15 protein-coding genes are annotated in these 13,908 nt (G+C 69.6%); 10 read left to right on the top strand and 5 right to left on the bottom strand.

Features of this window, described 5'->3' with window-relative positions; translation table 11 throughout:
* The first annotated feature begins 39 nt into the window (after nucleotides 1-39).
* From ACQG07_RS03850 to ACQG07_RS03820, 7 genes are all read left to right on the top strand, one after another.
* Nucleotides 40-396, top strand: coding sequence for a holo-ACP synthase (locus ACQG07_RS03850; RefSeq protein WP_426737239.1), 357 nt, complete (start codon nucleotides 40-42; stop codon nucleotides 394-396).
* Nucleotides 393-1,553: an alanine racemase gene (gene alr / locus ACQG07_RS03845; RefSeq protein ID WP_426737237.1), complete on the top strand. Its 1,161-nt coding sequence runs from the start codon at nucleotides 393-395 to the stop codon at nucleotides 1,551-1,553. Before ACQG07_RS03850 ends, alr begins: the two co-directional genes overlap by 4 nt.
* The gene (gene tsaE / locus ACQG07_RS03840) at nucleotides 1,550-2,050 is read left to right on the top strand and encodes a tRNA (adenosine(37)-N6)-threonylcarbamoyltransferase complex ATPase subunit type 1 TsaE (protein WP_274499530.1); all 501 of its coding nucleotides are present in this window, start codon (nucleotides 1,550-1,552) and stop codon (nucleotides 2,048-2,050) included. Before alr ends, tsaE begins: the two co-directional genes overlap by 4 nt.
* 10 nt (nucleotides 2,051-2,060) lie before the next feature.
* A complete protein-coding gene (gene tsaB / locus ACQG07_RS03835) occupies nucleotides 2,061-2,690 on the top strand; it encodes a tRNA (adenosine(37)-N6)-threonylcarbamoyltransferase complex dimerization subunit type 1 TsaB (protein WP_192004676.1) in 630 nt (209 codons plus the stop codon).
* Entirely contained in the window at nucleotides 2,687-3,223 is a 537-nt protein-coding gene (rimI, locus tag ACQG07_RS03830; RefSeq protein ID WP_426737234.1) for a ribosomal protein S18-alanine N-acetyltransferase, read from the top strand. Before tsaB ends, rimI begins: the two co-directional genes overlap by 4 nt.
* On the top strand, nucleotides 3,220-4,278 hold the full coding sequence (gene tsaD / locus ACQG07_RS03825) for a tRNA (adenosine(37)-N6)-threonylcarbamoyltransferase complex transferase subunit TsaD (RefSeq protein ID WP_426737232.1): 1,059 nt from the start codon (nucleotides 3,220-3,222) through the stop codon (nucleotides 4,276-4,278). Before rimI ends, tsaD begins: the two co-directional genes overlap by 4 nt.
* A gap of 93 nt (nucleotides 4,279-4,371) precedes the next feature.
* The gene (locus tag ACQG07_RS03820; RefSeq protein ID WP_426737230.1) at nucleotides 4,372-5,133 is read left to right on the top strand and encodes a DUF4190 domain-containing protein; all 762 of its coding nucleotides are present in this window, start codon (nucleotides 4,372-4,374) and stop codon (nucleotides 5,131-5,133) included.
* 39 nt (nucleotides 5,134-5,172) lie between these two features.
* Here ACQG07_RS03820 and ACQG07_RS03815 read toward each other — a convergent pair whose 3' ends face one another.
* Complete coding sequence (locus tag ACQG07_RS03815; RefSeq protein ID WP_426737228.1) at nucleotides 5,173-6,378, bottom strand: class I SAM-dependent methyltransferase; 1,206 nt, start codon at nucleotides 6,376-6,378, stop codon at nucleotides 5,173-5,175.
* 158 nt (nucleotides 6,379-6,536) lie between these two features.
* On the opposite strand from ACQG07_RS03815, the gene groES reads away from it, so the two are divergent.
* The 3 genes from groES to ACQG07_RS03800 all read left to right on the top strand — a co-directional run bounded on the left by groES (nucleotide 6,537) and on the right by ACQG07_RS03800 (nucleotide 9,432).
* Nucleotides 6,537-6,833 (top strand): co-chaperone GroES, encoded by a 297-nt coding sequence (groES, locus tag ACQG07_RS03810; RefSeq protein ID WP_056008047.1) that lies wholly within the window; start codon nucleotides 6,537-6,539, stop codon nucleotides 6,831-6,833.
* Between the two features lie 195 nt (nucleotides 6,834-7,028).
* Complete coding sequence (rarD, locus tag ACQG07_RS03805) at nucleotides 7,029-7,967, top strand: EamA family transporter RarD (RefSeq protein ID WP_426737348.1); 939 nt, start codon at nucleotides 7,029-7,031, stop codon at nucleotides 7,965-7,967.
* A gap of 187 nt (nucleotides 7,968-8,154) precedes the next feature.
* A complete protein-coding gene (locus ACQG07_RS03800) occupies nucleotides 8,155-9,432 on the top strand; it encodes an ABC transporter substrate-binding protein (RefSeq protein ID WP_079705276.1) in 1,278 nt (425 codons plus the stop codon).
* A gap of 336 nt (nucleotides 9,433-9,768) precedes the next feature.
* Here the strand turns inward: ACQG07_RS03800 and ACQG07_RS03795 are convergent, their stop codons facing one another.
* The 4 genes from ACQG07_RS03795 to ACQG07_RS03780 form a co-directional block, all read right to left on the bottom strand.
* A complete protein-coding gene (locus tag ACQG07_RS03795) occupies nucleotides 9,769-10,713 on the bottom strand; it encodes a hypothetical protein (protein WP_426737225.1) in 945 nt (314 codons plus the stop codon).
* Between the two features lie 480 nt (nucleotides 10,714-11,193).
* On the bottom strand, nucleotides 11,194-11,970 hold the full coding sequence (locus tag ACQG07_RS03790; protein ID WP_064296669.1) for an ABC transporter ATP-binding protein: 777 nt from the start codon (nucleotides 11,968-11,970) through the stop codon (nucleotides 11,194-11,196).
* Entirely contained in the window at nucleotides 11,967-12,938 is a 972-nt protein-coding gene (locus tag ACQG07_RS03785) for an ABC transporter ATP-binding protein (protein ID WP_064296668.1), read from the bottom strand. The genes ACQG07_RS03790 and ACQG07_RS03785 overlap by 4 nt, the downstream gene beginning before the upstream one ends.
* Nucleotides 12,928-13,908: a branched-chain amino acid ABC transporter permease gene (locus tag ACQG07_RS03780; protein WP_086474449.1), complete on the bottom strand. Its 981-nt coding sequence runs from the start codon at nucleotides 13,906-13,908 to the stop codon at nucleotides 12,928-12,930. The genes ACQG07_RS03785 and ACQG07_RS03780 overlap by 11 nt, the downstream gene beginning before the upstream one ends.

The raw sequence follows: 13,908 nt of genomic DNA, 5'->3' as shown, positions 1-13,908 counted from the left end.
GGGCCACCGGGCCGCGCAGGACGGCCGTAGAGTAGAGGGATGATCATCGGCATCGGGGTGGACCTGGTCGACCTCGCACGGTTCGAACGGGCGATCACGCGCACCCCGAACCTGCTGGCCAGGCTCTTCGTCCCGTCGGAACGCGACCTCCCGCTGCGGTCCCTCGCCGGACGGTTCGCCGCCAAGGAGGCGCTCATCAAAGCACTGGGTTCCTCGGACGGTCTCCGGTGGCAGGAGATGGCGATCGTGAACGGCCCGGAGGGGAAGCCCGACTTCGCGCTGTCCGGCGTCACGGCTGGTGTCGTGGCCGAGCGGGGGATCACGAGCATGCACCTGACCATGACCCACGACGCCGGGGTCGCCGTCGCGTTCGTCGTCGCGGAGCGGGAGGGATGACGCCCGTGTCCGAGCACGACGAGCGACCGACCCGCGAGGCGATCATCGACCTGGACGCCCTGCGCCACAACGTCCGTCGTCTGCGCGAGCTGACCGGCGTCGGTGAACTCATCGTCGTCGTCAAGGCCGACGCCTACGGGCACGGTGCCGAGGCGATCGCCCGCGCGGCGGTCGAGGCCGGGGCCGATCGCTTGGGCGTCGCCGACATCACGGAGGGCGTCGCGCTGCGTGCCGCCGGGATCACGGCACCGATCCTCGCCTGGCTGCACGGCCCGCAGGCCGCCTTCGGCGCCGCACTCGACGCCGGGATCGACCTCGGTCTGTCGTCAGTCGCGCAGCTCGACCGCGTGATCGAGGCCGCTCGGGATCGGCCGTCCGTCGTGCCGGTCGTCCAGTTCAAACTCGAGACCGGGCTCAGCCGGAACGGTGCGGCCGAAGCCGACTGGCCGGAGCTCTTCCAGGCCGCAGCAGCAGCCGAGGCCGCCGGGCTCGTCCGGGTCGACGGGCTGTTCTCGCACGTCTCCAACACCTCCACCGACGACGACCGGGCCGCCGCCGTCCGCTTCGAGCGCGGTGTGGCCCTCGCCACGGAGGCCGGTCTCGCTCCGCGGAGTCTGCACCTCGCCGCGTCGGCGGCAGCGCTCGGCGAGCCGTCCCTCCGCTACGACGCCGTCCGCCTCGGACTCGCCGTGTACGGTCTCTCGCCCTTCGAACCCACCGACGACGCCGGCCGCTCGGCCGACGCCTTCGGCCTCCGGCCCGTCATGACCCTCCGGGCGACGGTCGCCGCCGTGCGTCGGGTCGAACCGGGCGCCGGGGTGTCCTACGACTACAGCTACCGGACCAGCACGGCGACGACGCTCGCCCTCATCCCGCTCGGATACGCCGACGGTGTGCCGCGGAGCGCGTCGAACGCCGGTCCGGTCATGATCAACGGACGCCGCTACCAGGTGTCCGGGCGGATCGCGATGGACCAGTTCGTCGTCGACGTCGGCGACGACGCGGCCGCGGTGGGTGACGACGCCGTGCTCTTCGGCGATCCGGCGTCCGGCGCGCCGCGCGTCGAGGAGTGGGCGGAGGCCGCCGGCACCATCAACTACGAACTCGTCACCCGCATCGGGCCGCGCGTGGTCCGGACGACCGGGGAGCGGTCATGACCGATCACGTCCTCACCCCGGGCACCGTCGAGGTGGCGACGCCCGAAGAGATGCACGCGTACGGCGTCCGGCTCGGCGCCGAACTGCGTGCCGGGCAGCTCCTGGTCCTGACCGGGCCGCTCGGAGCGGGCAAGACGACCCTCACGCGAGGGATCGGCGAGGGACTCGGCGTCCGCGGCCCCGTCACCAGCCCCACCTTCGTGCTCGCCAGGACGCACCCGAGCCTCGTCGGCGGTCCGCCGCTCGTCCACGTGGACGCCTACCGGCTCGGCTCGGCGCTCGAACTCGACGACCTCGACATCGACTTCGCCCGGTCCGTCGTCGTCGTGGAGTGGGGAGCCGGGTTACTCGACGGCGTGGTCCCCACGTGGTTCGAGCTCGTCATCGAGCGTCCGACCGGAGCCGGCGACGAGCCCGCGACGGACGACGCCGGTGAGGAGCCGATCGAGCGCCGGACCCTCACGCTCTCGCGGCACCCCGCCATCGACGCCGGGTAGGCTGGACGACGTGCTGTTGGCGATCGATACATCCGCGGGTTCGAGCGTCGCCGTCGTCACCCTGGGTGGCGAGGTGCTGGCCGAACGGTCCTCCGACGACCCGATGCGGCACGCCGAGGTCATCGGGACGCTCATCGCCGGATGCCTCGACGACGCCGGGATCGAGGTCGCCACGCTGACCGGGCTGGTCGCGGGTATGGGACCAGGGCCGTTCACCGGACTCCGGATCGGGATCGCCGCGGCCCGCAGCTTCGGGATCGGCGCAGGCCTCCCGGTGCACCCCGTGGTGAGCCACGACGCGATCGCGCTCGACGCCTACCGTTCCGGTTCCGCCGCAGCCGACGCCACGCTCCTCGTGGTCACGGATGCCCGCCGTCGCGAACGCTACTGGACCAGCTACGCCGGACTCGACGCAGCCGGCCTCCCGGTCCGCGTGCAAGGGCCGGCCCTGGCGAAACCCGACGAGCTGCCGACCTCCGAATCCGCGCGCCTCGACGCGCTGGTCGTCCCCGCCGGGGCACTGGGACAGGTCGCCGCCGCACTCCTCGCCACCGATGGTGGATTCGCGGGGGAGGAGCCGTTGTACCTCCGCTCGCCCGACGTCACGATGTCAGCGGGCGCCAAGCGGGTGACGGCGTGAGCTGGTCGCTGCGCCGCGCCGGTGTCGCCGACCTCGACGCGATCATGGAGCTCGAGCACGCCGTTTTCGTGAACGACGCGTGGTCGGCGGACATGATGCGCGCCGAACTGTCGTCGCCGCACGGCTACTACCTCGTCGCGACGGAGGTCGACGCCGACGACGCGACACTCGCCGGCTACGGCGGTCTCTTCGCACCGTCCCGGTCCGATGACGCCGACATCCAGACCATCGCCGTCGCCGGGCACGCCAGAGGACGAGGGCTCGGACGACTCCTCATGCAGGCGCTCATCGAGCAGGCCCGGCAGCAGGACGTCACCCAGGTGTTCCTCGAGGTCAGGGCCGACAACCCCGTGGCGATCGCACTGTACCGGAGTCTCGGCTTCGAGGAACTCGGCGTCCGCCCCGGCTACTACCAGCCGGACGACGTCGACGCCATCGTCATGCGACTCACGGTCCAGCCGAGGCCACCTATGCCCGCCCACGGGCAGTCCCCGCTCGACCCGACCGACCAGCACCCCGGGAGCATCGCGTGAACCGTGCAGAACCGCTCGTCCTCGGCATCGAGACGAGCTGCGACGAGACCGGGATCGGCATCGTCCGCGGACACCACCTGCTGGCGAACACCATCGCCTCGAGCATGGACGAGCACGCACGGTACGGCGGCGTCGTCCCGGAGGTCGCCGCACGCGCCCACCTCGAGGCCCTCGAGCCCACGCTCACGGCGGCGCTCGCCGAGGCCGGCATCGCGTTGGCCGACCTCGACGCGGTCGCGGTGACGAGTGGCCCCGGCCTGTCCGGCGCACTCATGGTCGGCGTCGGCGCAGCGAAGGCGCTCGCCGTGTCCCTCGGCAAACCGCTGTACGCCGTGAACCACCTCGTCGGTCACGTCGGCGCGGACGTCCTCGACTCCGACGACGGGACGATCGAGTACCCGACGATCGCCCTGCTCGTATCCGGCGGGCACACCTCGCTGCTCCTCGTGCGGGACCTCGTGTCGGATGTCGAACTGCTCGGCGAGACCATCGACGACGCGGCGGGCGAGGCCTTCGACAAGGTCGCGCGTATCCTGGGTCTGCCGTACCCGGGCGGGCCGCAGATCGACCGGGCGGCCGTCGGCGGCGACCCGAAGGCGATCCGCTTCCCCCGCGGACTCAGCCTGCCGAAGGACATGGAGCGGCATCGCTACGACTTCTCCTTCTCCGGCCTGAAGACGGCCGTGGCGCGCTGGGTCGAGGCGAAGCAGGACGCGGGGGAGCCGGTCCCCGTCGCGGACGTCGCCGCCAGCTTCCGCGAGGCCGTCGTCGACGTGCTCGTCTCGAAGGCGGTCAAGGCGTGTACCGAGCTCGGTGTGCCCCGCCTGCTGCTGGGGGGCGGTGTCATCGCGAACGCACGGCTCCGCGAGGTGGCAGCCGAACGCACCGCCTCGGCCGGGATCGAACTCCGCATCCCGCCGTTGCAGCTGTGCACCGACAACGGCGCGATGATCGCCGCGCTCGCCGCGCAGCTCATCTCCGCCGGACACGAGCCGTCGTCGCTCGACTTCGGCGCCGACTCGACCCTGCCGGTCACCGAGATCCAGGTGCACTGACCGCTCGACCAGCCGTGTCCGGCACTCGACCGGGTGCGCGGACGTCGGCGCATAGGATGGGCCGGTACCCGGTCACGGATCGAAGGAGCGGCGATGGATCAGCACGAGCACCCCGACGGACGACCTCAGCACCAGGACGGTGCGGCGGACGGGCAGTCACGCCCGCCGCAGGCCGAGCAGCCGAACGGGCAGCCGCAGCAGCCGTGGGGGCAGCAGCCCCAGCCCCAGCAGCCCTGGTCGCCGTACCAGCCGCCACAGCCCTCCCAGCAGGCCGGCGTCGCGCCGCAGGGCCAGCAGCAGCCGTATCAGCCTCAGCCCCAGGGCCGGCAGCAGCCGTACCCGCCTCAGCCCCAGGCCCAACAGCCGTACCAGCCTCAGGGTCAGGCCTCCCCGCCGCCCACGGATTGGCAGCGCGGCGCCGGCGCGCCCGTCACGCCACCGACGCGCCCTGCCCAGCAGGGCTCATCCCCCTCGGCCCCTCCGGCGGGTTGGCAGGGCGATCATGCGACCTATCTCCAGACGGTGCCGACGGCGGTCTACCAGGCGCCGAGCCAGGGTGGCTACGCCGCGTACCAGCAGTCGCAGACGCAGACCCCTGCTGCGTCGACCGGGACCTCGCGGAGCACCTGGTCGCTCATCACCGGTGTCGTCGGGCTCGTCGTGTCGGTCTTCGTCGGTTGGGGCTTTCCCCTGTCGATCGCCGCGATCGTGCTCGGGTTCGGAGCCAGGCGTCGCGAGCCGCAGGGCCGAGGTCGCGCCCTCACCGGCCTCGTGACCGGGTTCGTCGGCCTCGCCTGCTCGGTCGGCTGGCTCGTCTACAGCGTCGTCGTGATCATCGGGTACGTTTCGACCTGATCCTCCTCGGGGCGCTGCGGCCCGACGGACGCCGTCGGGTCAGGCGTCGGCGGCCGGCGTCACCCGTTCGACGAGCAGCGCACTGTGTTTGCCGGCGATCCTCGTGAGGATGATCGTGGCAGAGCCGTCGCCCTTCAGCGCGAGGCGCTTCCGGAACGCCGCGGGGTCGACGTCGACGCCGCGTTTCTTGATCTCGAGGACGCCGATCCCGCGATCACGCATCGTGCGCTTGAGGACCTTCTCGTCCATCGGCAGCCGTTCGAGCACCCGGAAGGTCGTGGCGAACGGCGAGCTCGTCGCGGTGTCGGAGGTCAGGTAGGCGATGCCCTGGCCGAGCATGCCGGCCTCCAACCGGATGGCGAGGTCGCCGATGAGTCGGGCCCGGATCACGGATCCGTCGGGTTCGTGCACGTAGTCGCCGAGCTCCCGCACTGGGGCGTCGTCGGCGTCGGCCTCGGCGTGCAACTCGTGGTGGACGCCGTCCGCGAGGAGGAGCGCGGACCGTCGGACATCCGGACGGGCCAGCGGGCCGAACCAGAGCGCCATCTCGACGAGCTGTCCGTCGACCGACACCCACTGCGCCTCGGCGTCGTCGGGGATGAGGGAGCGGTCGAATCCGGGCCCGAGCTTGACGCCGGTGGGAAGGCGGGTCGCCGCACCGAAGACCAGGTCGAGGGACGGGGTGTAGTCGGCGGCACTCGACAGCCGCGCGGTGTCGGCGTGTCCTGCGGTGCGCCGCGCGGGATCGAACCAGACCGCGTCGAAGTCGTCGAGGGAGACGTCCTCGGCGGCGGCGTTCCGCACGGTCGCCGTGGGGAACGGAGCGAGGTTGTAGCTGGCGATGGCCGCGGTGACCTCGTCGATGTCGACCGCCGTGACCTCCAGGTCGAGCGAGGCCATGGCCATCGAGTCGGCGCCGATGCCGCTGCCGAGGTCGGCGACGCGTGTGAGGCCGGCCCGGGCGAACCGCCCGGCGTGCAATGCGGCGACGGGAAGGCGCGTGGCCTGTTCGAGCCCGGCCTCGGTGAACAGCATGCGGCCGGCGAACGGTCCGAACTTCCCGACGGCCTTCTGCCTGAGCCGCGACTGCGTGAGGACCGCCGCGACCAGCTCGGGGGAGTGGCCGTCCTTGCGCAGGCGCCCGACCAGGCGGACGGCCTCGTCCTTCGTCGGGTAGGGCGGCAGGGAGTCGAGGAGCCTGAGGCCGTCGGCCGTGAGGAGTTCGACGAGTTCCGAACGGTCCATGGTCAGCGGGCCTCGGGCGGAGCTGGATGCATCCGGCAACGGTAGCAGCCGCTGATTGGCACTCGCATTGCATGAGTGCCAGAAGATGCCTACACTGGAATCAGCACTCTCGCAGTGTGAGTGCTAACCACGTCTTCGTTTCAAGAAAGAGGTCAACCGTGTCGGTCTCCATCAAGCCGCTCGAGGATCGCATCGTCATCAAGCAGGTCGAGGCAGAGCAGACCACCGCTTCCGGTCTGGTCATCCCCGACACCGCCAAGGAGAAGCCCCAGGAGGGCGAGGTCGTGGCGGTCGGACCCGGTCGCATCGACGACAACGGCAACCGTGTCCCGCTCGACGTCGCCGTCGGCGACAAGGTGATCTACTCCAAGTACGGTGGCACCGAGGTCAAGTACGCCGGTGAGGACTACCTCGTCCTGTCCGCGCGCGACGTCCTCGCAGTCGTCGTCCGCTAGTCACCAGCGCACGGATCCGGCGGCTCAGGCCGCTCAACAGCCCGAATGGCATTCGCCGTTCGGGCTGTGTCCGTTTCCGGAGGGTGTCGCGGGGAGTCGCGGGTCTAGCCTGGACCAGTGCAGAACCCCAGCGATCCAGCCGACGTCGACATCCACACCGTCACCGTCGACGGGGGAGGGGATCGACGTGCGAGCGTGGCCGTACCCCAGCAGGGGAGCCGGTCCGGACTGCTCTCGGCGGTCGCCGCCTACTGCCTCTGGGGAGCGCTCCCGCTCTACTTCATCGCCCTCGCACCGGCCGGCGCCTTCGAGGTGGTGGCGTGGCGGATCCTCTTCTCCCTCGTCTTCTGCGCCGTCCTCATCCTGGCGACCCGTTCCTGGCGTCGACTGTTCGGCATCCTCCGCCAGCGCCGCATCGTCCTGACCATGGGCCTCGCCGGAGCGCTCATCTACGTCAACTGGCAGACCTACGTCTACGGTGCGCTCAACGGCCAAGTGGTCGAGGCGTCGCTCGGGTACTTCATCAACCCGATCGTGACCGTCTTCCTCGGCGTCTTCTTCCTCCGCGAGCGGCTGCGTCCGGCCCAGTGGGCCGCGGTGGTCGTGAGCGTGATCGCGGTCCTGGTCCTCGCGATCGGGCACGGCAGCGTCCCCTGGATCGCCCTCATCCTGGCCTTCTCGTTCGGCCTCTACGGTTACATCAAGAAACTGGTGGGCGGCTCGGTCGACGCCGTGTCCGGGTTGACGCTCGAGACCGTGTGGCTGATGCCGGTCGCGATCGCCCAGCTCATCGCGGTCGGCGTGACCGGTGGGCTGACCATCGGCACCGCGGGCGTCGGGCACGCCCTGCTGCTCGTCGGCGCCGGCGTCATCACCGCCGTCCCGCTCCTGCTGTTCGCGGCGGCGGCCCGCCGCCTCCCGCTCACCTGGATGGGTTTCATCCAGTACTTCGCACCGATCATCCAGTTCGTCGTCGGTGTTGCGGTCCTGCACGAGGCGATGCCGCCGGAGCGCTGGTTGGGCTTCGGTCTCGTGTGGCTGGCGCTCGCGACCCTCACCGTCGACATGCTCGTCGCCTCCTCCCGGGGTCGTCGGGCCGCCGGGGCCGAACGGCGCCGCTCGATGAGGGTCTGAACAGCGGATTCCAGCGCTGATCGCGCGACCACTGCAGGAAAAGCGCGAAACTGGCCCTCCTGAGGTAACGATTTGGTCGTGTTACACGCTTGTAACGTCAACGACATTGTCCAGCGCACGTGCAGCGGATAACTTGACTCAACGGCAGCCCCTGGAGCTGCCACTCTTCTGACAAGCAAGGAGTACCATGAGCGTCTTTTCGAAGGCCACGGCCGCTCGCTCCCGCCCACGTTCCATCGTTCTCGGTGGTATCGCACTGATCGGAGCCAGCGCGCTGGTTCTGAGCGGTTGCGCCTCAAGTGGTAGCGGCGACAGCGGCAGCAGCAGCAAGCCTGCTGGCGACCTGACCCTGAAGCTCGGCACGGCGTTGCCGCAGACCGGTAACCTCGCGTTCCTCGGCCCGCCCGAGGAGGCCGGTGTCGGTCTCGCGGTCAAGGAGGTCAACGACGCCGACCTCGGCATCAAGATCGACCTGACGCTCGGCGACTCGGGTGACTCCGACAACAAGGCGTACGCGACCGAGGTCCCCCGTCTGCTCTCCGAGGGCGTCACGGCCATCATCGGTGCAGCGTCCTCGGGTGTGTCGAAGCTCTTCATCGACGAAGTCACCGGCGCAGGCGTCATCCAGTTCTCCCCGGCGAACACCTCCGCGGACTTCACGACGTGGGACGACAACGGTCTCTACTGGCGGACGGCGCCGTCCGACGTGCTGCAGGGCGAGGTCCTCGGGAACCTGATCGCGGAGGACGGCAACGCCACCCTCGGCATCATCTACCTGAACGACTCCTACGGCACCGGCCTCGCGAAGTTCACCAAGGAAGCGTTCGAGAGCGCCGGCGGTGAAGTGGTCGCCGAGCAGTCGTACAACACCGGTGACACCTCGTTCGACGCGCAGATCAGCGCGGTCAAGGCGGAGAACCCCGACGCGATCGCGATCATCGCGTTCGAGGAGACCAAGACGATCGTCCCCGGTCTCGCCGGCTTCCCCTCCGACAAGCTCTACTTCGTCGACGGCAACCTCGCCGACTACAGCGCGGACTTCGCTCCGGGCACCCTGACGGGCGCCAAGGGCACGCTGCCCGGTCTCGACACCGCGAAGCTCGGTGACTTCACCGACCGCCTCCAGGCGTTCGTGAAGGACGAGGGCGGCGAGCCGCTGAAGGACTACAGCTACGCGGCTGAATCCTACGACGCCGTCATCCTGCTCGCCCTCGCGGCGCTGCAGGCCGGTTCGACCGAGGGTGCCGACATGGCGGCCCAGCTCCAGTCCGTGTCCGGTGGCAAGGACAAGGGCGAGAAGGTGACCACCTTCGAAGAGGGCGCCAAGGCCATCGCCGACGGCAAGAAGATCGACTACGACGGCAACTCCGGTCCGATCACGTTCGATGAGAACGGTGACCCGACCGAGGCGACCATCGGTATCTACCAGTACGGTGACGACAACAAGTACACCCGCACCAACTAGTCGCCCACGCGACTGACGAGGCCCCGGAGCGATCCGGGGCCTTCGTCGTGCCCGGCCCCCGATGCACCCCGCGTGTGGTGTGCCGTGTGTGGTGGCGCCAGCGCGGTGCGCTGACGCGAGCGCGGGTCCAGCGCGTGGGCGCGGGTCTCCAGAGACCCGCGCCCACGCGCCTGGGTCGCGCTCACGCCGATTCCGAGCCCATGCGGCACAGCGGGGCGCGCTCACGCCGACGCACCGCGCTGGCGACGGGTCGCCTGCCAGCGCACCGCGCTGACGGAGGGTGCGGCGCGGTCACGTCGGCGCACCGCGCTGACAGCGACCAGTTGGGCGCCCGAGTCAACGGAACGCGCGTTGCAGTCCCGCGCGTTCGAGCTTCGCGGCGAGCCGGCTCGGATGGACGAGGTCCTCCCAGGTGGCGCGGACGACCGTGTAGCCGAGCGCGCGCAGCCGATCCTCCCGATGCTTCTCCGCCAGGACGATGTCGGCCACGTCCCGTCCTTGCGTGAACTCCTCCCGCACATACTTCTGCCGGCCGTCGAGTTCGAGGATGATGCGCTCGTCCGGCCAGACCGCATCGACCACACCGACTGGTCCGTCCGCGTCGGAGAACGCCTGCTGGAGCACCGGCAGGGCGAAACCGAGCTGCGCGATCACGACCCGCATCTTCGATTCGCCACCGTTCGCGGCGAGGGGGTCCGCGAATTCGATCGCAAAGCGCACCTGCCGTCCTCCCCGACGGCCCGGCAGGTCTCGTGCGAGCGAGCGGAGCGCCGTCTCGTCGGTGAGCTTGAGCCGGAGGGCAGCGTCGGCGACGGCGACGGCGTCCTCGAGGCGGGCGATCCGAGCGAGATCGACGACGGTCCGTGCCGGGTCCGTGACCGCGAGCCCGTACCGCATCCGTCGGGCGACGGAGCCCTGCGTCGTGTGACGGATGATGCCGGGGGCCGAACGCCCTCCGCGGTCACCGCTCGTCAGCGTGTGCACCTCGGGAGGCCACGGACCCACGATCGGAAGCCCCCACAACCGCGCCGCCGAGTAGTGGCTGAACAGAGCGTCCTTGCGGAGCGCGACGGCCGCCGCATCGATCCGGACCCGGTAGCGGTCATCGGGGGACAGGGAACTCCATATCGGTTCAGGGACGTAGATGCCCTTCCGCAGACGCACCAGGTCGCCGTCGCGGTGGGCGGCGCTCACCAGGCGCTCGGCACCGACCCGACGTGCGTCGCGGACGAGGAGGAGTCCGTTCGGGCGGAGGAGCAGGTTGAGATCGAAGGATTCCATCGCCTCACCGTGCCCGTTCGCCTCCGCCGTCACCTCGTGTCGTGGAAGCGATGTGGAGAACTGCTCCCATCCAGCCTCCGGTGGAGCGAGGGTGGAGTAGTACCCAGCGCGGTGCGCTGACGGCAGCGTGGGTCGTTGGCCTCAGCGCGGGTCGCTGTGCCGCGGGGGCGGGGATTCGGCGCGAGCGCGGGTCCAGTGCGTGAGCGCGCACCTCCGGAGACCCGCGCTCACGCGCCAGGACCGCGCTCGCGTCAGCGCACCGCGCTGGCGAAAGGCGGAGGAGGGGGAATGCACAACTCCTCCGTCCCCGTCTCAGGAGGCCGTCTTGGTACGACGGTGCCCCTCGGGGGAGGGAGGAGTTGTGGTTCGTTCACCGGTCGGGATCCGGTGGCTTCTGGCCCGTCGCTCGGCACGCGGCCGGGACGAGCATGTTCGAGGGTACCGAAGTACCCGCCGACCCGCGAGTGGGGATCGCCCTGATCAGTCCTCGTCCTGGCCGAGCGTGCCCAGGTAGAGGCCGATCACCTTGTCATCCGAGAGGAGCTCGCGGCCCGTCCCGGTGTAGGCGTCACGACCCTGGTCGAGCACGTACCCGCGGTCGCAGATCTGCAGACAGCGACGTGCGTTCTGCTCCACCATGATCGTGGTGACGCCGGCCTTGTTGATGTCCGAGACCCGGATGAACGCGTCGTCCTGGCGCACCGGCGACAATCCCGCGGACGGCTCGTCGAGGAGCAGCACGTGCGGATCCATCATGAGGGCCCGCGACATCGCGACCATCTGGCGCTCACCACCCGACAGTGAACCGGCGCGCTGCTTGAGCCGCTTGCCGAGTTCGCTGAAGATCCCGGTGACGAACTCGAGGCGTTCGTTGTACTGCTTCGGCTTCTGGAACAGCCCCATCTTGAGGTTGTCCTCGATGGTGAGGCTCGGGAACACGTTGTTCGTCTGCGGGACGAACCCGACGCCGCGGGCCACGAGCTTGTTCGCCCGGAGCCCCGTGATGTCCTCGCCGTTCAGCAGCACCTGTCCGCTGCGCACCTTGACCTGTCCGAAGATCGCCTTCAACAGCGTCGACTTGCCCGCACCGTTCGGTCCGATGATGCCGATGAGCTCGCCCTTTCGGGCGGTCAGGTTGGCACTGTTCAGGATGTTCACGCCGGGGAGGTACCCGGCGGTCAGATCGGTGACCTCCACGACCATCTCGGCGGTCTTGACCGCGGTGCCGCCGACCGGCGCACCCTTCACGTCGCTCATTTCCGCTCCTCCTCGGGCTCGGCACCAGCCGCGAGCCGTTCGTCCTCGATCTCGGCGAGCAGCTCCTCGGCCGCAGCGCTGTCCTCTCCGGCGATCCTGCCGGTCACGACCCCGAGGTCGACGTCCTGGTGGCTCCCGAGGTAGGCGTCGATGACGGCGGGATCCTCCATGACGGTGTCGGGCGGGCCCTCGGCGACGACGCGACCCTCGGCCATGACGACCACCCAGTCGGCGATGTGCCGGACCATCTGCATGTCGTGCTCGACGAACAGCACGGTCATGCCTTCGTCCTTCAACGCCAGGATGTGGTCGAGCAGGGACTGCGTGAGCGCCGGGTTGACGCCGGCCATCGGCTCATCGAGCATGACGAGCTTCGGATCGCTCATGAGCGCCCGCGCCATCTCCAGGAGCTTCCGCTGTCCACCGGACAGGCTGGCCGCGTAGTCGTCACGCTTGGTGTCGAGCTTGAAGCGGCGCAGGAGGTCCATCGCCTTGACCTCGAGGTCCTCCTCCTGCTTCCGCCAGAGCGGCTTCACGAGGCTGGAGAAGATGCCCTCCCCGGTCTGGCCGGTCGCGCCGAGCTTCATGTTCTCGAGCACCGTGAGCAGGCCGAGCGCCTTCGTCAGCTGGAAGGTCCGGACCTGACCCATACGGGCGACCTTGAACGCCGGGACGCCCCCGAGGCTCTTGCCGTCGAAGTTCCACGTCCCGGTGTTCGGCTTGTCGAAGCCGGTCAGCAGGTTGAACAGCGTGGTCTTACCCGCACCGTTCGGGCCGATGAGGGCGGTGATCGCGTTGCGGGGCACCTCGAGGTGCTCGACGTTCACCGCCTGCAGGCCGCCGAAGGTCCGGGTGACCTGGTCCGCGATGAGAATCGGGTCGACTTTCTTGACGCCCGGGACGATCTCGCCGACGTGGAGGCCGGTGGTTTTGACCGGTCGCGAGGTGGGTGAGCTGTTACTTGACAAAGGTCAGCTCCTTCTTGTTTCCGAGGATGCCTTGCGGCCTGAAGATGACGATCAGCATGAGCGCGACACCGACCAGCACGTAGCGGAGCGTCGACGCCTGCGTCGAGCTCATGAACGGCAGGACGTCCGCCTTCACGAGCGCCGGGAGGACGTTCGAGAGGAACGCCATGATCACCCAGAAGATCACCGAGCCGAGCAGCGGCCCGAAGACCGTCGCGGCCCCTCCGAGGAGGAGGATCGTCCAGATGAAGAACGTGAGACTCGTGACGTACACGCTCGGCACGACCGCGGAGGGGAGTGCCAGCACCACCCCGCCGAGTGCGCCGAAGACACCACCGACGACGAGCGCCTGCATCTTGTAGGCGAACACGTTCTTGCCGAGGGCGCGCACGGCGTCCTCGTCCTCGCGGATGCCCTTCAGCACACGGCCCCACGGGCTGCGCATGAGGAGGAACACGAGGAGTGCGGCGACGGCGAGCAGCAGGATGCCGAAGATGCGGACCCACCACTGGTTCGCGTTGAGCTCCCACGGGCCGAAGCCGTAGATGCCCTCCGGGATCGGGTTCGCTGCGCGGAAGCCCTCGTGGTAGTTGCCGAGTCCATCGGCCGAGTTGGTGAACTCGTCGAAGACCTGCGTGGTGAAGAGGAGTCGGACGATCTCGGCCGCCGCGATGGTGACGATGGCCAGATAGTCCGCCCGCAGCCGCAGGGTCGGGATGCCGAGGATGAAGGCGAAGACCACCGAGGCCAGACAGCCGACGATGATGCCCGCCCACCACGGGAGGTTGAAGCTCAGGATCGAGATGGCGTAGCCGTAGGCGCCGAGCGCCATGAACCCCGCCATACCGAAGTTCAACAGACCGCCGTAGCCGAAGTGCACGGCCAAGCCGAGTGCTGCGAGCGCGTACGCGATCGTCTCCGGGCTGATGACCCAAGCGAGCGTGTTCGAGAGAATGCTTCCCCAGTCCAT

This window comes from Plantibacter sp. 2H11-2 (genome assembly GCF_050031945.1).
Taxonomy (GTDB): Bacteria; Actinomycetota; Actinomycetes; order Actinomycetales; family Microbacteriaceae; genus Plantibacter; species Plantibacter auratus.
Note: the sequence above shows the minus strand (reverse complement) of the source record. Positions and strands in the feature narration are given on the sequence as shown.